Below are 19,416 nucleotides of genomic sequence, written 5' to 3' on the forward strand. Positions count from 1 at the left end.
AATATTACTAGGGTGTTCAGTATAAGAATTAACCTTCAAAAAGAAAAAGTATTATGGATATTTCAAACGCTCGAATGACTCACCTAAAACAGCTGGAAGCTGAGTCAATACACATTATTCGCGAGGTAGCTGCTGAGTTTGACAACCCAGTAATGCTGTACTCTGTCGGTAAAGATTCTGCAGTAATGCTGCACTTGGCAATGAAAGCATTTTATCCAGCACCGCCTCCATTTCCACTAATGCATGTAGATACTACATTTAAGTTTAAGGAAATGATTGAGTTTCGCGATCGCATGGCGAAAAAAATGGGCATGGAATTGATCGTGCATCAAAACCAAGAGGGTATTGATGCTAATATCAACCCGTTTGATCACGGTAGTGCTAAATATACCGATATTATGAAAACTCAAGGTTTGAAACAGGCACTAGATAAGCATCAATTTGATGCTGCATTTGGCGGCGCTCGTCGTGACGAAGAGAAATCTCGTGCTAAAGAGCGCGTATACTCATTCCGTGACAAAAATCATCGCTGGGATCCAAAAAGTCAACGTCCCGAATTGTGGAATATCTTTAATGGCAAAGTAAACAAAGGTGAAAGCATTCGAGTATTTCCTCTTTCTAACTGGACAGAACTCGATATTTGGCAGTACATCTATCTAGAAAACATTGATATCGTACCTCTATACCTAGCAGCTGAACGCCCAGTAGTAGAGCGTGATGGGACGCTAATCATGGTTGACGATGAGCGTCTACCATTAGCTGAAGGCGAGAAGCCAATGATGAAGAAAGTCCGCTTCCGTACCCTCGGCTGCTACCCACTGACCGGTGCAGTAGAGTCTGATGCAACAACGCTTCCAGAAGTTATCCAAGAAATGCTTCTTACCAAAACATCCGAGCGCCAAGGGCGAGTCATCGACCACGATTCTTCAGGCTCGATGGAGAAGAAGAAAATGGAAGGTTATTTCTAATCCTCGAAGGATTAGATATAGCTTTTAGTTTTTAGCTCTCAGCTTTCAGATTTTTACACGAGATAGAGTGACGGGCCGCATGTATAAATGTGCGTTCTAGTAAATATCAATGAGTTTGGTCATCATTTTTATTTTTTAAGAGGTGATGATGAACTTTGAAAAACTAGAAATTTGGCAACGTTCTGCTCGGTTAGCAGCTGAACTGTATAAAGCAACGAGTCAATTGAAAGATTTTGGTTATAGGGACCAACTGACAAGAGCTGGCTTATCTGTCCCCAGTAATATTGCAGAGGGCATGACTCGAAGCAGCTCAAAAGAGAAATGTCGATTTCTTGAAATAGCTCGTTCATCCATAGCTGAAGCGCGAACGCAAATATATATAGGCATTGAAATAAACTACCTGCCTCGCAAAGAAGCACGGAAATGGTTAGATGAAACTAAGCAAATCTCTGCCATGATTTCGGGCCTAATGCAAAAAATCAAAACTGATTCTTAGCTGTCAGCTTAAAGCTATATGCTGATAGCTAAATAAAAGGACTATCAATGAGTAACCAATCCTCCCTAATCGCTTCTGACATCGAAGCGTACCTAAAGCAACACGAAAATAAAGACTTATTAAGTTTCCTAACTTGCGGTAACGTAGATGATGGTAAATCAACCCTGATTGGCCGATTACTGCATGACTCCAAAATGATCTTTGAAGATCACATGGCAGCAATTAAAAGTGACTCTAAAAAGTTCAATACAACAGATCAAGAGTTTGACTTAGCGTTACTGGTTGATGGCCTTCAATCTGAACGTGAGCAAGGCATTACCATTGATGTTGCTTACCGTTACTTTTCAACAGACAAGCGTAAGTTTATTATCGCAGACTGCCCGGGGCATGAACAATACACCCGTAACATGGCAACGGGGGCGTCAAACTGTGACTTGGCGATTGTAATGATAGATGCTCGAAAGGGCGTGCAAACACAAACGAAACGCCACTCTTATATTGCGTCATTACTTGGTATTAAGCACGTTATCGTAGCGATAAATAAGATGGACCTAGTCGATTACAGTCAAGAAACTTATCGTAAAATTAAAGCAGACTATAAAGCCTTTGCTGAGCAGTTAGAAATTCCAGATATTCGTTTTGTACCAATCTCAGCACTTTGTGGGGACAATGTGGTTGATCGTTCTGAGAAGATGGATTGGTACCCAGGTGCGACATTGATGCAGTTGCTTGAAACAGTAAAAATCAATGAAGACAAAAACCTCGATGTATTCCGCTTGCCTGTTCAATATGTAAATCGACCTAATCTCGACTTCCGTGGTTTCTGCGGTACTATTGCCAGTGGCGTGATTAATGTCGGCGATAATATTGTCGCTTATCCTTCAGGTAAAACCTCTTCTGTTGAAAGCATCGTCACAGCGGACGGTGACTTAGATAGTGCTTTTGCCGGTCAAGCGATTACTCTAACCTTGGAAGATGAAATAGATATCTCTCGTGGTGATGTCATTGTTAAAGCAACAGAAGACACAGCTAAATTGCCAACTACTACAAACAGTTTTGAAGCGACAATTGTTTGGATGAATGAAGCCGAACTTCAGCCAGGCAAAGAGTATGAAATTAAAATCGGATCTAAAAATACTTTTGGTCAAGTTGAATCAATTCAGCACCGTATTGATGTTAATACCCTAGAGCAGCACGATTCAACAGAACTGCAACTCAATGAAATTGCAAGCTGCATTGTTGAAACAGCTAGTAGTGTAGTTATAGATAAATATAGTACTAACAATGGGACCGGTTCATTTATTATCATTGATCGTTTGACGAATATTACAGTTGGAGCTGGGATGATTACCAATACTATATTTGAGAATAATGACAGCTTAGATGAATTACGCTCTTATACAGATGCAGAAGTTGCACTAAATAGACTTATATGTGATAAATTTCCTGAGTGGGGAGCTAAAAGAATATGAATCATGAAAAAGATATGCAAGTAGTTATTTTGGGAATGCATCGAAGTGGCACATCTATATTAAGCAAAGTACTATCATCACTGGGCGTAAATATGGGCGAGTTTGATGAAAAGATATACATTTCAAATGTAGAAGGGCATTTTGAAGATTTAAGGATGCTCGAAATTAACGAGCGTATCTTGAAAAATCTGCAGTGTTCTTGGGATAAACCACCTAGTATTGAGCGCATTAGAAAAAACAAGTCTTGGATTGCGCAAGAGTATAATGACTATATAAAAAGTAAAAAAGGCATTTGGGGAGTAAAGGAGCCAAGATTATCTTTGTTTTCAGATATATTCTGTGATTTAACACCTAATGCAAGAATTATCTACTGTTTAAGAGATGAAAACGAGGTGGCAAAATCTCTAAACGTCCGCGAAGGGATGCCTATAGAAACTGGTTTAGAACTAAAAAAAATTTATGACGAAACTATTAGTGCAAGCATCCGAGGGAGAGATTACTTGCTTGTAGAGTATACGAAGCTAACGCAAAATCCAGATGAAGTGCTAAAGGAAATATGCCAGTTTCTATCACTTGAATACACTAAAACCGCCATTGAACACATAAAACGACCTAATGATCTAAAGAATAAGAAAAGGGAAGTTTTAGCTCAATCTATGTATTCCCATATAATAACAGCCATAAGAGAGCCTAGAAAAATATTTAGAAAGGAGACATTGAATCTGATGGCTTTGTATTTTAGAAGAATAAGGGAAGTTATTTAAATGAGTTTACTTTCTTCTTTGAAGAGTAAAACTAGCGGTTCTAAGTTTAGTACCCCTGTTAACTTTAACTATGTATTATATAAAGGGCTTATACCACTTCTTAGAGCATTATTTTCTAGCTTTATTATTCGTGGCCGGATAAAGCTACCTCTATATTTGGGAAAGAGGGTTACAGTTAGAAACAAGCACCTTCTAGAAAGTGGTAAAGGTCTATATCTAGGCGATTACTCGTATATTGACTGCCTTAGTAAACAAGGCATAAAAATAGGAGAGCGAGTAACAATAAGAGAGTTTGCCTGGATTCAGCTTACTTCTACTTTAAGCAACCCAGGCGAACAAATTTCGATTGGACATCACACTTACATAGGACCAAGAGTTGTAATAGGGGCGGCAGCTCCGGTATTTATTGGAAATAACTGTCAGTTAGGTTCCGGCGTAAATTTAATAGCTGAAAATCATCAGTTTAGTGCTGATCAAAAGATTTTTGACCAAGAAGTTACAAGGAAAGGAATAAAAATTGGCGATGATTGTTGGATAGGTAATAATGTAATAATACTTGATGGGGTAGAGATCGGAAGCGGTTGTGTTATCGGTGCCGGTAGTGTGGTTAGTAAATCATTACCAGAAAAAATAGTAGCCGCAGGTATACCAGCAAAAATAATAAAGAGTAGATAAAGGTTGAAATATTTTCTTTCTTTAATGTTAGTATTGCTACTATTCTCAATGAAAATAGTATTAATACCTTTAGGATCTTCAGGGTTAAGAGTCGAAGATTTGCTAATATTAATTCTGCTAGTTTTTTTTGTGGTAGAAAAATGTAATGGCAATAGTAATGAAAGGTTTAGTGTCAATATAGCGCTATTTATATATCTTATTTTTTTATCTGTGAACCTTATATCTGCAACGTTAAACTCATTGATAGGTAATGTTAGATTCTTAGAGTCACTTTTATTTGTACTAAAGAGCTTTGAATTGATGTTCTTGGTCTATTTGGGGGCTAAGTCACGCTCTTATAGTGTGAATATTGATTATATATTTAGATTCTATATTATATATTGTTTTATGATATTTGGCCTTCAGAGGCTAGGTGTCCTTGAATCTTTTAATGCTTTTTCTATAGACAGGTTTTCGGCAAATACAAATGGGCCATATGAGCTTGCCTTAATAGCTGGCGTGTTATTTTTTTACTTTTTTGGTAGCAAGAATTGGATATATTCTATTTTTTCTTTGATTATAGTCTTATTAACTGCTTCAAGGGTTACCATTGTCTCTGTTATTTTTATTTCGATACTTTCCTTACTTTTTAATAAAGATGTAAACATTAAGAAAAAATACTTTCTAATGTTTCTTCCGCTTGGTTTTATTACTACTTTTACAATCGTTTTAGTATTTTATTTTTCTGATGGTGGTTTTTACTTTTTTGAGAGGATTCAGCAAGCACTTTCGATTGAAACATACAATACGCTGTTATATCTAGCCGAGAAATCGATAATTGCGAGTTCAATGGATCAATATCATTCTTTAGCGTATGGGGATGGTATGAATGAAGCCTTATCAATGTCTGGCGATGGTAGTTCTATAATAAGATTTTACCGTTGGTTGATTTTAGTGAAAACGGTTTTTTCTGAACCGAGTACTGCTATTATTGGGCTAGGTCCGTCTTTTGCTAGTTTAGCTGTTGATGGTCATTACATTAGAGTTTTAACAGAGTCCGGTTTAATCGGTCTTGCAGTTTTTATTTTTTTTATATTGACTATCTATAGGAGAACAAGCAATCTCTTTATCAAACAAATGATTGCTCTTATGTGCCTGTCTGCACTGTTTATAGATATATTTGTCGCTATAAAACCGATGATAATGTTTTGGTTTCTTATAGGGTACCACTACAAAGATGTGAAACTTAATAGTAATAAAGGTAATATGTGATGAAGGTTTGTTTCCTTATGCGAAGTGAGTTCAAAAAAGTTCACGGAGGCGATGTCGTACAGGTACTCAATTATGTAAAATACCTTGAAGAACTTGGTAATACTTGTAAGCTGGTAGGGAGGTTTCCCAAGGAAGAGTTTGATGTCTATATTATAGTTAACATTGATAGACCTATAGAAGTCTATTCATATTATAGACATATAAAGAGAAAAAATAAACCTTTCTTTGTTGTGCCTATTCATCATCCAATTGATGCTGTTTCTAAATATGAAATAGAAATTAGGGGAGGTGTTGGTGGTCTACTTGCTAGTATTGTACCTGATTTTTACAAAAGAGAAAAAATTAAGAATATTTCAAGGTTTGTGAAAAGGAAATGGTACTTAAAATTAATATTCATGACTATGTTCTTAGATTACAAGAAGGTTATCAAGAATGTTATCGAGAACGCTGAGTGTGTATTCTGCATAAGTAACCAGGAAAAGCGAGAGATTGCTAATAGATTTAATGTTGAATTTAAATCAAAAATAGTTAGAAACGGTGTTGATATAACTAATGATGTTGTTCATGAAGCAGAAGAGCGGAACTTCGACTTAGTTGTGGTTGGTAGGATAGAAGAAAGAAAAAATCAAATATCGATAATAAAGGCAATGAGTGCCGAGAGGTTTAACATAGTGTTTGTGGGAGCAATGGATAGAAAACCAACTCCTTACCAAAACGAGTTTCTCAAGTTAGTTAATGCTAATGAAAGGCTTATTTATAAAGGGAAATTATCTCAAAAAGAGCTGTTTTCTTTATATTCAAATTGCAAGGTATTGGTTAATGCATCGTTCTTTGAAGTGTCTCCTTTAGTTGATATAGAAGCGGCACTTTTTGGATGTCGGGTTGTTTCTACTCAGTTCGGATATACTAGTGAGAACATTTGTGATGTAAAACTAGTTAATCCATACTGTATCGAGAGCATTAATTCTGTTTGTAAAGAAGCCCTAGTATCAAGTGATATAAAACATCATATAGATACAAAAGTGTTATCTTGGAAAAGAACTTCGCAAGTTATTCACGACAGTATTACAGCTTTAGGTTAGGCAATGAAAATTCTATTTGTGCTTCGTAGTGACGCGGAAACAAAAAAAGGTGGTGATGTAAATCTATTGATGAATTTCAAAGCTTTACTCGATGATACCTTTGTTTGTAGTTTTGTTAATGGCGTCCCTAAAAGTGTCAGCGACTATGATAAGGTTATTTGTGCTAATTTAGATCGTCCAATTGAAGCAGTTAAAACCCTCGAACTGTGTCTGGATAGTAATGTTGACTTTTATTTGTATACTCTACATCATCCCTACTCTGGAATACGAGAGTATTTGAGGTTTGGTGTTACTGGTTTTAAAAAGTTCATATCTCTAATTTCATTTAGAAATCCTGTAGTATATGAGCAGTTTCTCTGGACTATAAGGTTTTTTTATACATTACTCTTTGAAAGAAAACTAATTCCTTATGGTTCTGTAAAAAAAGCACAAAAGAAATTATTAGCCGAGTCAACGGGGGTGTTAATGGTTTCGAAAGAGGAAGAAGTGGAAATAATAAAGGATATCGGTCCGATTTCTGCGCGTGTTAGTTACGTTCCACACCTACTGGACTTTGAATGTACTAGTAGGAGACAACCTCTAATAAATAGTGTGCTTTGCCCGGGAAGAATTGAGACGCGAAAGAATCAACAATTCATTTTGAAGCTTGCTAAACTAAGACCAAATATTCAATTCACGTTTGTCGGTCCTAGTGTGAAAAGTGAGAGTCAGTATTTTGTTGATTTTAAGAATGCTGTTGATAACTTAAAAAATGTCGAGTATTTAGATGCATTGCCGGCACATGATTTTTACAAACGACTGTCAACACATAAAGTGGTTCTCACTGCAAGCTGGTTCGAGGTTACATCTTTAATTGAGTTGTTTGTCCTTAATTCTGGATCTAGGTTAGTTTCGAGTAAATGTTCATACAATCATTCTTTCTTCAAACATGGGTTTGCTTATGACTCTAACGATATAGACAGTTGTTTGAGGCAGATTGACTTAGCTATCTCGATTAATGAATATGGTCATATCAAGGGTTACCCTGATGCACATGAAATCAGGAAGCTTTTATATAATTCGATAGGGTGTTTTGAGTGAGAATATTACTGATTGGTGGAAATGGTTTCATCGGAACTAATTTACTGCAAGCATTGCATGACAAATGTTCGGTTACATCATTAAGCAATTATAGACATGGGTTTACAGCAGGATTCGAAGGTGTAAAGTATATATATGATGATTGGAGGATTTTTGACTATGAATCTCACTTTTCTAATAATCATTACGACTTCGTGATACACCTTGCTTGGGGTTCTCATCCGAGGAGTTCTAATTTACATCCAGCTGATGATATTAATAAGACAATAATACCATCTTTGAAAATGCTGAATGCTCATGCAAAATATCAGAGATCTTCTAGTTTAATCTTTATTTCAAGTTATGGAGCACTTCCAGAAATAGATGGGAGCTTCAGCTATCAAAATCTATCAATGTACGCAGCATCTAAGTTCTCTTTTGAAACATATATGGAAGCGTATTCTAATATCTGTGATAATAGTTATATATCTATCCGATTGAGCAATCCGTATGGCATTCACCAAGATCCTTTTGGTAATCAAGGCTTGATTCCTATCCTTTTGAAAAAAGGAATAATGAGTGAAACTATAGAAGTTTTTTCTGATGCAAAAATCAAGAAAGACTATATCTCTATCAGAGATGTTGTAACTGCATTGAAATTAATCTTAGAGCGCGGTGCAGTAAAGGGATTTAGTAAGTTTTTATTAGGTAGTGGAGAGTCGTTAAGTTTTTTTGATATAGCAAGTATCATAAATAATAAGTTAGATATTGAACGCCTGTTGCCTAGTGGTTTATATGAAGGTAATTATAATTGTGATTCCTTTGACTCGCACCGTTGTATTGATACAAGTACTTTTCGCGAAAACTACGGTTGGGCTCCTGCTTACAAGCTTAAAGATGAACTACCAGGGTTAGTTAATTGGGTGAGGTGTTATGTTAAATAAAGAGGTGCGGGGCGCGACGCTTGTTTCTGTTCCCGTATATAACGGTGGTGAGCTATGGAAGAAAGCCGCTGCAGCCTTAAATGCTCAATTCTGTGGTGATGTTTTAGTAATAGACTCTAGTTCAAAAGATGACTCATTAGTAGTAGCCAAACAGTATGGTTTTCATACATTAGTTATTGATTCTCTAGATTTCAATCATGGTGGGACTCGAAATATAGCTATCCAATATGCCCTCAAAAATGACTATGAATTCATAGTGTTTTTGACTCAAGATAGCATTGTGCAGCAAAGTGCGTTAGATAATATAGCTAGCTATTTCGAGGATCCTAAGGTTGTTGCGGTTTGTGGTAGGCAGTCACCTCACGATGACGCCAACCCAGTAGCAGCACATGCTCGCTACTTCAATTACTCGGATAAAACTTTAATCAAATCTATGAAAACTATACCTAAGTATGGTATCAAATCTGCCTTTATGTCTAACTCTTTTTCTGCCTATAGACTAAGTTCACTACTAGAAGTAGGTATGTTTCCTGAGAACACTATACTTTGCGAAGATATGTTTGTTTCAGGAAAATTCATACAAAGCGGTTACAAGAATGTTTATGCGTCAGATGCAGTATGCAAACATTCTCACAACTATACCCCAATAGATGAGTTTAAAAGATATTTCGACATTGGTGTATTTCACGAAATGGAACCTTGGATTAGAAATGAATTTGGTGGAGCCAGGGGGGAAGGCTTTAGGTTTATTATATCTGAGTTCAAGTATTTACTAAAGCATGCTCCTTTATATATTCCTTTAGCACTGTTGAATAACTTTGCAAAAATCCTAGGAATGAAACTTGGTGGTGAATATAAACTATTACCACTATGGCTTAATAAAAAATTATCAATGCACAAGAGCTTTTGGAAATGAAAATTTTGGTAACTGGAGGTGCTGGCTTTATAGGCAGTGCCGTTATTCGATACATTATAAACAACACACAAGATCAAGTCATTAATGTTGATTGTTTAACTTACGCAGGTAACTTAGAATCTCTCGCCGAAGTTGATGGCAATGAACGTTATACCTTTGAGCAAGTTAATATTTGTGATCGTATTGCTCTGGATAAAGTCTTTGAGAAGCATAAACCAGATGCAGTAATGCACCTTGCAGCAGAGAGCCATGTTGATCGTTCAATCACTGGCCCTGCTGCATTTATCGAGACTAATGTAGTTGGGACTTACACATTGTTGGAAGCGACTCGTTCCTACTGGAACGAGCTTTCGAAAGAAGCTCAAGCAGAGTTCCGTTTTCATCATATTTCAACTGATGAAGTATATGGCGATTTACCTCACCCTGACGAAATGGCAAAGGGTAAAGTTTTACCCATGTTTTTAGAGACAACGCCTTACGCACCATCTAGCCCTTACTCTGCAAGTAAAGCATCGAGCGATCATCTAGTTCGCGCATGGCTACGAACTTATGGTTTGCCTACTATCGTTACTAATTGTTCTAACAACTATGGTCTGTACCATTTTCCCGAAAAGCTGATCCCGTTAGTCATTCTAAATGCATTGGACGGAAAAGAGCTGCCTATATACGGTAAAGGTGACCAAATTCGCGATTGGTTATACGTAGAAGACCATGCGCGTGCGCTATATAAAGTAGTGACAGAGGGTACAGTAGGGGAAACCTACAATATAGGTGGTCACAACGAAAAACAAAATATTGAAGTGGTTAACACTATTTGTACTATCTTGGATGAATTAGTTCCTAAAGACACCAAATATGCAGAACAGATCACTTATGTATCAGACCGCCCGGGTCATGACCGTCGTTATGCGATTGATTCTTCAAAAATGCAACGTGAGTTAAACTGGATGCCACAAGAGACTTTTGAAACCGGCCTACGTAAAACAGTCCAGTGGTATCTAGATAACCAAAAGTGGTGCCAAAATGTCCAAGATGGCAGCTACCAACGGGAACGTTTAGGTCTGTAATAAGTAGCTAAAACTTCGTGTATTTAGACTCGATTAAAATTCAAACTAGCTTTCAGCTGACCCCAAAACAGGAAAACACAATGAAAGGAATTGTTCTTGCCGGTGGTAGTGGTACACGCCTATACCCACTAACGCGCGGTGTTTCGAAGCAATTACTGCCTATCTATGATAAGCCGATGGTTTATTATCCAATCTCTACACTTATGCTGGCAGGGATTAAAGATATTCTCATTATTACCACACCCGAGGATCAGGCTGGGTTCATGCGCCTTTTGGGCGATGGCTCAGGCTATGGTATTAACTTGGAGTACGCTATCCAACCAAGCCCTGATGGTTTGGCGCAAGCTTTCATTATTGGTGAGGAGTTTATTGGAGAAGAGTCAGTTTGTTTGGTTCTCGGCGATAATATTTACTATGGACAGCACTTTAGTGAACAGTTACTCAATGCGCGTGCTAAAGCAGAAAGTGGTTTGGCGACCGTATTCGGGTACCAAGTTCATGACCCTGAGCGCTTTGGTGTTGTTGAGTTTGACCAACAGATGAAAGCTGTCTCGATTGAAGAAAAGCCAGAGTTTCCAAAATCAGATTATGCTGTTACTGGGCTTTACTTCTATGATAATTCAGCTATTGAGATGGCAAAGCAAGTCAAGCCTTCACACCGTGGAGAGTTAGAAATTACCACGTTGAATGAAATGTACCTAAATCAGGGTAAGTTAAGTGTTGAGTTATTAGGACGCGGTTTTGCTTGGTTAGATACCGGTACCCATGAAAGCCTTCATGAAGCATCCAACTTTGTGCAAACCATTCAGAACGTACAAGGGCTCAAAGTGGCTTGTTTGGAAGAAATTGCTTGGCGCAACAACTGGCTTAGTGATGAACAGTTACAAGAAATTGCAAAGCCAATGCTAAAAAATGATTATGGAGAATATCTAGTTACGTTAATTAACGACTCTAAGAAATTATATAAGTAAGCGGTAGTATGAAGATTATAGAAACATCTATTCCTGACTTAAAAGTCATTGAACCCCAGGTCTTTGGTGATGAGCGCGGCTTCTTTTTGGAGACTTTTCAAACAACACGTTATCAAGAGGTGATTGGTAAAGACTTTATTTTTGTGCAAGACAACCATTCACGTTCTTCTAAAAATGTCCTTCGTGGTCTGCACTTTCAAAAAAACAAGCCGCAGGGCAAGCTTGTTAGAGTAGTTCGTGGCGAAGTCTTTGATGTTGCAGTTGACCTTCGAAAAGGGTCGGCAACTTATGGGAAATGGGAAGGTGTGATTCTCTCAGAGCTAAACAAAAAGCAGTTTTGGGTACCTCCGGGGTTTGCTCATGGCTTCGTTGTGTTATCGGAAATAGCAGATTTTGAATATAAGTGTACCGACTTCTATGATCCAAGTGATGAAGGTAGCCTAATTTGGAATGATCCTGATATTGGTATTGAGTGGCCATGTGATTTGCCAATTTTGTCAGAGAAAGACGCAGTAGCGGCGAGCTTTAAGGAGCTATAATGGTTAAGATTCTCATTACAGGTAGTAACGGGCAACTTGGCCAGTGCTTGAAAGATCGCGCAAGCAGCTTTGGTTTCGACGTTGTTGCGGTAGATTCTAGCGATTTAGATATAACTCAACAAAACGAAGTGGTTGAGTTCATTAATCGAGTACAGCCGGCAGCTATTATTAATGCCGCTGCCTATACAGCAGTTGACAAAGCCGAGGTAGAATTTGATGCGGCATATCATGTCAATGCTCTTGGTCCTAAGTATCTCGCGCTAATGGCAAGTGAGCTTAATATTCCGCTGTTTCACGTATCTACAGACTATGTATTTGACGGCACAGGTTGTAAAGCATACAAACCAAGTGATACTCCTTGCCCTGCAGGTATATATGGTAAGACAAAGCTAGCGGGTGAAAGGTTTGTACTTGACTCCCATGTTAAGTCACTGGTTGTTAGGACTGCATGGGTGTTTAGTGAGTATGGAAACAATTTCGTTAAAACCATGCTTCGTCTTGGGAAGGAGAGAGAAGAGTTGGGGGTTATTGCCGATCAATACGGGTGCCCAACCTACGCTGGCGACTTAGCGCAAACTTTGTTGTCGTTGCTTTCTTCTGCGTTAACGCAAGATGACTGGCAGGGATATGGCGTTCATCATTTTTGCGGCGATGAGGCGACCTCTTGGCATGGTTTTACGAGAACGATTTTGCAATTTGCTCACAAAGCAAAAATGATCGAATGTCTACCTAAGTTAAATGCTATTAAGACAGAGGACTACCCTCTGCCAGCAGTAAGACCGGCCTATTCTGTAATGGATTGTACCTCATTAGAAACACTAGTCTCAGAAAATAGAGATTGGAAAAAAAGTCTCGGCCATGTGCTGGGTAAACTATAGACTTGGTCGATATGTTTCGGAAATTAAGTACATTGGCCAGAAATGAACTAGCGTTAAAGGCTGCAGTAGCACTCACTGTGAAAGTGGTGGGTGCTGCTGGTGCTTTCTTACTAAATGTCGTCATAGCTCAATTTCTTGGAGCAGAGCAAGCAGGATACTTCTTTCTCGCGCAGGCTATATTAGTGATATTGTCAATATTTATCAGGCAAGGATTGGATAATGCGCTTGTAAGGTATATTGCTGGTTATAGAGTGGACAATAATCAGGCTTCGATTGCGGGTATTTATCACCTTGCTTTAACGCGAGTTTTACCCCTTGGTATGTTGAGCACTATTGTGTTGTGGTTCTGTTCTGATTGGGTCGCAGAAAGTGTATTTACTAAGCCACCGTTAGGTTCAGTGCTTGCTTGGTCTTCGTTTGCAATAGTTCCTATTGCTCTTAGTCAATTACATGGTTTTTGTTTTCAGGGACAAAAACGAATTGCGCATGCGATGTTCTTTGAGTCAGCAGCCCTGTCTTCTCTTGCTATTCTCATTATTTGGATAATGAAGCCTGTTGATGCAGACTCAACGATGCAACTGTATTTGTCAGCTAGTATTGTCGTTTGTGGTATGTCATTTTTGCTTTGGAACAGGGCAAGAAAGCCTATGTTTTCTCGCCTAGAAAAAAACGAAAAACGAAGGGTGTCAGATACCTCCAAGTCACTGTTTACGATAGTTATTATGGCTCAAGTTACGCAGTGGGCAGGTCAACTGACTTTAGGAGCTTGGAGCTCGGCTGAGGATGTTGCGTTATTTTCTGTTGCACAACGAACGGCGATGTTGACAGCGTTTATATTGATTGCCGTCAACGCAATTGCAGCGCCAAAGTTTGCAGAGGCATACAAGCAAGGTGACTTAAACCAAGTGCGCTCCGTAGCGAAAATGTCGGGTAGGCTTATGACGATATGCGCGTTGCCTATAGTAGGGTTTATGATGTTTTTCGCACCTTGGTTGATGAGCTTTTTTGGTGAGGAGTTCATTCAAGGGGCTGATGTTTTGCGAATTCTTGCTCTTGGCCAGTTTATTAATGTTATTACTGGCTCAGTTGGCTATTTATTACAGATGACAGGTTATGAAAAAATATTTCGTAATAACGTCATAACTTCTTCACTGATAACCATAGTAGGTAGCGTTGTTTTTATACCTGTATTTGGTTTGGTAGCCGCGGCTTGGGTGACGACGATTGCAATCGCAACACAAAACTTACTGTGTGTTTATCAAGTTAAGAAAAATCTTGGTTTTAACACGTTAAATATCTTTTCACGATAACTTTTTGGCCTTTAATTCGGCTGGTTTAAATAAGGGATACTCTCATGGGTGATTCTCAGACTATTAGATATACTCCCCCTTCTATGATTAGAAGTAAATATTCAGCAGGTAAGAATAAAGCCTTTCTTATTTTGAGTGATGTATTATCTTTCTTTTTGGCTGCATTCATCGCTGGCATCGTAAATTTTTCTGAACAAGCATTTTCTAGTAACGCTCTGAGCCATGCTCTTTTGCTAAGAGGTAGTGTGTTTACGATAGTGATGTTGTTAACAACACTATGGTTCTGGGGAAGCTTGCGACATTATACATATCGAAAGCCATTTTGGGATGAGCTACGAGAATCGTACTCGACCTTGTCTGTGATGGCGTTGATTGAACTTGCTTTAGTTACTTTTATTCAAGCAGAGTTCCATAATCGTGCTTTACAGGAGTATCAACCGTCAACATGGTTGGTTGCTTGGTTAAGCTTATTTTTTATTTTACCTCTGTTTAGATTCTTGACTAAGCTTTATCTCAGATCTGTTAGTTCTTGGGTTATGCCAAGCGCTATTGTTGGCAATGGCAAAAACGCACGAGAGGCTTATTTAGCGATTAATAGTGAACCCTCAACAGGCTTCAGAGTCGATACTTTTGTTTCTCCAATTGAAGAAAGTCACAAGAACCATTTTATTGATAGCATCCCATGTATTTCAGAAGCGGATTATTTCAGTAACGGTGACTTAGTCACTCCAAAGGTCTTTATCGCGTTGGAAAAAAATCAAAGCGATCTTAGGGATAAATGGCTTAGAACTTTAGCGAAGCATGGTGTTACCAATATTTCAGTGGTTCCTGACATGAGAGGTGTACCATTGGCGGGAATGGATGTGTCGCACTTTTTCAGTCATGAAGTCATGATGTTACGTATTAAAAATAACTTGGCAAGAAAGTCCTCTAAGTTCATAAAGCGCACGTTTGACATTGTTGTTTCGTCTTTACTTTTGCTAACGCTTTCTCCTTTCTTTGCCTTTATTCGCCATAAGGTGACAAAAGATGGCGGCTCCGCGACTTATGGCCATGAAAGAATAGGTTTGAATGGTAAGCCCTTTAAGTGCTTGAAATTTCGTTCTATGGTGATGAACTCTAAAGAAGTCCTTGAGCACCTCTTAGCAACGGATCCTGTTGCAAAGGCGGAGTGGGAAAAAGAGTTCAAGCTAAAAAATGATCCTCGTGTAACGCCTATTGGTGCATTTTTGAGGAAAACCAGTCTTGATGAGTTACCTCAATTATGGAATGTGTTAAAAGGTGAAATGAGTCTAGTTGGCCCTCGTCCTGTTATCGATGAAGAGCTTGAACGATACAAAGAGGACGTTGCATATTACTTAATGGCAAAACCTGGGATGTCTGGACTTTGGCAAGTGAGTGGTCGAAGTGATACCGATTACGACACTAGGGTTTATTTAGATGCATGGTACGTAAAAAACTGGTCTCTGTGGACAGATATAGTCATTTTATTCAAAACAGTTGGTGTAGTCTTAAAGCGAGACGGTGCCTATTAAGATAATCATTGTTTAGTTTTGGTGTGTCCATTTTCAGTATCCCTAATCTCATTAACTATTGATTTATATTTAGACTAAGGACAACAGTTTTTAATGCACTTCACCTCTATTATCACCTTGTTAACATTCTGTTCGGTGATCCTAACTCTGATTTTTACTAAGAAGCGCCCCACTTATATTTTTGCTGGGGCGTTATTAGTTTTGTATCTTTCAGACATAGTCTCGAGTGAGCAAGTGATCGCTAGTGCATCAAATAAAGGGTTACTGACATTAATTCTTTTGATGCTCTGCTCTCTAGCGCTAGAGAAAACACGGCTATTGAGAAAGCTAGCGACAAGGGTTATTAAAGCTAACTACAGTACCACTTGGGTTCGCTTGTTTGGAGCTACCGTTTTTTCATCGGCATTCCTTAATAATACGGCCGTAGTATCAACGATGCTCGCACCTATTCGTAGTAACCCCTATCATGCTGCGAGCCGTCTGCTTATTCCTCTATCATATGCTGCAATACTCGGAGGCACATTAACGTTAGTAGGGACCTCTACAAATCTCATCGTGAATAGTTTACTTATAGAGTCCGGTGAGCCTGAACTGACTTTTTTTGAGTTTACGAAGGTAGGTATCTTACTTGTTACATTATGTGGCGGTGCACTGTTTTTTTGTAGTCATTTTTTGCCCGTTAAGAATATTCAAGACCGACAGGTTAAAGAGTATCTAATTGATGCTAAAGTTCAGCCAGGCTCTTCTTTAATCGGGAAAAGTATCGAACAGAACGGGTTGCGTCATCTAGAATCTCTTTTTCTTGTTGAGCTGGTTCGTAATGAGCGCTTGTTGAGCCCGGTGTCCCCATCAGAGATTTTACAGCAAGGGGATAGGCTAATATTCAGTGGTGATATCAATAAAGTGAAGCAGTTAAGTCACTTTGACGGATTGTTTCTTTTTGCGCATGAGAATGGACTGCCGATTAACAACCTTACCGAAGTCGTAGTACGAACTGATGGTGTGCTTGTTGGAAAAACCTTAAAAGAATCGGGTTTTCGTGCTCGGTTCGACGCTGCAGTCGTTGCTATTAAACGAGATGGTGAAAGAGTCTCCGGTAAGCTTGGTGAGCTTGTGCTAAAAGGGGGAGACTTCCTTATTCTAGCGGTTGGCGAAGATTTTCAATCACGCAAAAACATATCTAAGAACTTTATCATTTTGAGTGGTGTCGAGCCTGATGACTCATTGTCTGGTTGGCGAGAGGTTTTTGCCTCTTTAGGTTTTTTGTCCGTGATTACTATTGCAGCTCTGGGGATGACGAGCTTATTTAAAGGCATGTTTTTATTATTAGGGTCTTTGATATTGACTAAGTGCCTAACTGTAAATGAGCTTATTCGAAGGGTGCCAATAGACATTTTTGTTATTATTGCTTCAGCCCTCACAATGTCTCAAGCATTAATGGAAGTCGGCTTGCGCGATAATTTGGAGTTATGGTTAAGCGAACTTCAGGGCACTCTAACGCCTTTAACGGCCTTAATTCTGGTATATGTGCTAGCTTGGTTGTTAACTGAGCTCGTGACCAATAATGCTGCTGCAGCACTTGTTTTACCGATCGCTTTAAGTATTGCCAGCTCGTTGAACTTACATGTATTACCTTATATTCTCGCAGTAGCGTTTGGTGCAAGTGCAAGCTTTATTAGCCCATACGGCTATCAAACAAATCTGATGGTGTTTAATGCTGGTAACTACCATTTGAAAGATTTTGTAAGAGTCGGGCTCCCAATTAGTATCGTCTATGGAACGACTGCTGTAAGTTCGTTGTACTTCATCTATTTATAACAGGATAATTATGTCTCCTTATATTGAAAAAAAAGACGTAACAGAAAAATCGTCGGATGTGGTTTGGCATGAGGCGAGTGTCTCTAGTGAAGAACGTAATGCACTAAACGGCCACAAATCAGTGGTGCTTTGGTATACAGGCCTAAGCGGCTCAGGCAAATCTACAGTCGCCAATGCTGTGGATAGAAAGTTATACGACCTAGGTGTGAAAAGTTATGTACTTGACGGCGATAATGTTCGCCATGGTTTGAATGGCGACTTAAGTTTTTCTGATGTTGATCGTGTAGAGAATATTCGACGTGTTGGTGAGGTCGCGAAGCTGTTCGTAGATGCTGGCGTGCTAGTTTCTACCGCTTTTATTTCACCATTTGCTGCAGACCGAGTATTGGTTCGCAAACTGCTTCAAGAAGGACAATTTCTAGAAGTATTTATTGATACCCCTTTAGAGGTTTGTGAACAGCGCGACCCCAAAGGCTTATACAAGAAAGCGAGAACAGGTGAGATCAAAAACTTCACGGGTATTGATTCTGCATATGAAGCGCCAACTCAGCCTGAAATCCGCGTTACAACAGCCGGTAAATCTGTAGAAGAATGTGCAGATTTTGTTATAAGCCAACTGAAACAACGAGAAGTTATTGAAGTGAAGCGCTTTGGTTGCATTGGTGTCTAAAATCTAAGGGAATAACACAACATGAATTACGATATCTTTAACGGCGATGCTGATGGAATCATTGCTTTGCTGCAGTTGCGTCTTGCAGAACCGAAAGAGTCCATTTTAGTCACTGGTGTAAAGAGAGATATCAAGCTCGTTGAGAAAGTGAATCTAAAAGTTGGAGATAAGCTTACTGTGCTTGATATTTCTATGGAAAAAAACATTCATGGCCTTGCTAAAGCCCTAGAAGCTAGTACAGAAGTCTTTTATGTTGATCATCATAGGACAGGTGACTTGCCACAATCAGAGTTATTGGAGGCGCACATTGACTTGGACGCCAATACTTGTACAGCTCTTATTGTCGATAAACTGTTGGATGGTCGATTCCATGATTGGGCGATCACTGCTGCATATGGTGACAATTTAATACAAAAAGCCGATCAATTGGCAGATGCTGCTGGGTTTGATGAGCTCCAAAAAGACTTACTGAAAGAGCTAGGTACTTTAGTCAATTACAATGGTTATGGCGCAACAATAGATGATTTGCATTTCCATCCAGCAGAGCTTTACAAATTATTATTAGCTTACTCTTCTCCATTTGATGTCTTAGAAGATAAAAACTCACCATATTTTGTGTTAAAAAATGCTTACGAGTTAGATTTAGAGAAAGCGCTTGCCATTGAGGCAAAGTACAACTCGGAAACATTAGCTGTGTTCGAATTACCTGATAATTCTGCATCGCGTCGTATCAGTGGGGTTTTTGGGAACTTATTAGCAAACCGTTCGCCAAATAAAGCTCACGCTGTATTGACGCGTAATCAAGATGAAACATTCACCGTTTCATTGCGTGCCCCTCTTAATAATAAGCAAGGTGCTGGCGATATTTGCTCTAGTTTTGATACTGGAGGAGGACGTGCCGCGGCTGCTGGTATCAATAAATTGCCATATTCAAGTCTTGAAAAGTTTATAAATGCAGTTGAAGCGTTTTACGCTGAAAGCCAATAATATCGTAAGCTATT

General features: G+C 38.8%; 19 protein-coding genes. All 19 read left to right on the forward strand.

Translation table 11 applies throughout. The annotated features are described in order from the left end of the window. The first annotated feature begins 53 nt into the window (after nt 1-53). The 19 genes from cysD (at nt 54) to OCV50_RS00985 (ending at nt 19,402) form a co-directional block, all read left to right on the forward strand. Nucleotides 54-968, forward strand: coding sequence for a sulfate adenylyltransferase subunit CysD (gene cysD / locus OCV50_RS00895; RefSeq protein WP_315974619.1), 915 nt, complete (start codon nt 54-56; stop codon nt 966-968). A 148-nt stretch (nt 969-1,116) separates the two neighbouring features. Then, on the forward strand, nt 1,117-1,464 hold the full coding sequence (locus tag OCV50_RS00900; protein WP_261903459.1) for a four helix bundle protein: 348 nt from the start codon (nt 1,117-1,119) through the stop codon (nt 1,462-1,464). A 47-nt stretch (nt 1,465-1,511) separates the two neighbouring features. Further along, nucleotides 1,512-2,936 carry a sulfate adenylyltransferase subunit CysN gene (gene cysN, locus OCV50_RS00905; protein WP_261903460.1) on the forward strand — a complete coding sequence of 475 codons (1,425 nt, stop codon included), beginning with the start codon at nt 1,512-1,514 and terminating at the stop codon, nt 2,934-2,936. Then, complete coding sequence (locus OCV50_RS00910) at nt 2,933-3,700, forward strand: sulfotransferase (protein ID WP_261903461.1); 768 nt, start codon at nt 2,933-2,935, stop codon at nt 3,698-3,700. Before cysN ends, OCV50_RS00910 begins: the two co-directional genes overlap by 4 nt. Next, a complete protein-coding gene (locus OCV50_RS00915; protein ID WP_261903462.1) occupies nt 3,701-4,375 on the forward strand; it encodes an acyltransferase in 675 nt (224 codons plus the stop codon). It abuts the gene before it with no gap. A 48-nt stretch (nt 4,376-4,423) separates the two neighbouring features. After that, a complete protein-coding gene (locus tag OCV50_RS00920) occupies nt 4,424-5,626 on the forward strand; it encodes a hypothetical protein (RefSeq protein ID WP_261903463.1) in 1,203 nt (400 codons plus the stop codon). A gap of 17 nt (nt 5,627-5,643) precedes the next feature. Then, nucleotides 5,644-6,708 (forward strand): glycosyltransferase, encoded by a 1,065-nt coding sequence (locus tag OCV50_RS00925; protein ID WP_261903464.1) that lies wholly within the window; start codon nt 5,644-5,646, stop codon nt 6,706-6,708. A gap of 3 nt (nt 6,709-6,711) precedes the next feature. After that, nucleotides 6,712-7,788 (forward strand): glycosyltransferase family protein, encoded by a 1,077-nt coding sequence (locus OCV50_RS00930; RefSeq protein WP_261903465.1) that lies wholly within the window; start codon nt 6,712-6,714, stop codon nt 7,786-7,788. Then, on the forward strand, nt 7,785-8,711 hold the full coding sequence (locus tag OCV50_RS00935) for an NAD-dependent epimerase/dehydratase family protein (protein ID WP_261903466.1): 927 nt from the start codon (nt 7,785-7,787) through the stop codon (nt 8,709-8,711). Before OCV50_RS00930 ends, OCV50_RS00935 begins: the two co-directional genes overlap by 4 nt. Then, nucleotides 8,701-9,627, forward strand: a complete 927-nt coding sequence (locus OCV50_RS00940) for a glycosyltransferase (RefSeq protein WP_261903467.1) — start codon at nt 8,701-8,703, stop codon at nt 9,625-9,627. Before OCV50_RS00935 ends, OCV50_RS00940 begins: the two co-directional genes overlap by 11 nt. Further along, entirely contained in the window at nt 9,624-10,694 is a 1,071-nt protein-coding gene (gene rfbB, locus OCV50_RS00945; protein ID WP_261903468.1) for a dTDP-glucose 4,6-dehydratase, read from the forward strand. Before OCV50_RS00940 ends, rfbB begins: the two co-directional genes overlap by 4 nt. Nucleotides 10,695-10,774: 80 nt before the next feature. Further along, entirely contained in the window at nt 10,775-11,665 is an 891-nt protein-coding gene (gene rfbA, locus OCV50_RS00950; protein ID WP_261903469.1) for a glucose-1-phosphate thymidylyltransferase RfbA, read from the forward strand. A gap of 8 nt (nt 11,666-11,673) precedes the next feature. Then, nucleotides 11,674-12,204: a dTDP-4-dehydrorhamnose 3,5-epimerase gene (gene rfbC, locus OCV50_RS00955; protein ID WP_261903470.1), complete on the forward strand. Its 531-nt coding sequence runs from the start codon at nt 11,674-11,676 to the stop codon at nt 12,202-12,204. Further along, complete coding sequence (gene rfbD / locus OCV50_RS00960; protein WP_261903471.1) at nt 12,204-13,082, forward strand: dTDP-4-dehydrorhamnose reductase; 879 nt, start codon at nt 12,204-12,206, stop codon at nt 13,080-13,082. The genes rfbC and rfbD overlap by 1 nt, the downstream gene beginning before the upstream one ends. An 11-nt stretch (nt 13,083-13,093) precedes the next feature. After that, complete coding sequence (locus tag OCV50_RS00965; RefSeq protein WP_261903472.1) at nt 13,094-14,392, forward strand: flippase; 1,299 nt, start codon at nt 13,094-13,096, stop codon at nt 14,390-14,392. Between the two features lie 44 nt (nt 14,393-14,436). Further along, nucleotides 14,437-15,927, forward strand: coding sequence for an undecaprenyl-phosphate galactose phosphotransferase WbaP (wbaP, locus tag OCV50_RS00970; RefSeq protein WP_261903473.1), 1,491 nt, complete (start codon nt 14,437-14,439; stop codon nt 15,925-15,927). Between the two features lie 93 nt (nt 15,928-16,020). Further along, nucleotides 16,021-17,745: an SLC13 family permease gene (locus OCV50_RS00975; RefSeq protein ID WP_261903474.1), complete on the forward strand. Its 1,725-nt coding sequence runs from the start codon at nt 16,021-16,023 to the stop codon at nt 17,743-17,745. A gap of 7 nt (nt 17,746-17,752) precedes the next feature. Next, on the forward strand, nt 17,753-18,415 hold the full coding sequence (cysC, locus tag OCV50_RS00980; protein ID WP_261904102.1) for an adenylyl-sulfate kinase: 663 nt from the start codon (nt 17,753-17,755) through the stop codon (nt 18,413-18,415). A 21-nt stretch (nt 18,416-18,436) separates the two neighbouring features. Next, nucleotides 18,437-19,402, forward strand: a complete 966-nt coding sequence (locus tag OCV50_RS00985) for a DHH family phosphoesterase (protein WP_261903475.1) — start codon at nt 18,437-18,439, stop codon at nt 19,400-19,402. Nucleotides 19,403-19,416 lie beyond the last annotated feature (14 nt).

Source organism: Vibrio fortis, assembly GCF_024347475.1.
GTDB lineage: Bacteria > Pseudomonadota > Gammaproteobacteria > Enterobacterales > Vibrionaceae > Vibrio > Vibrio fortis.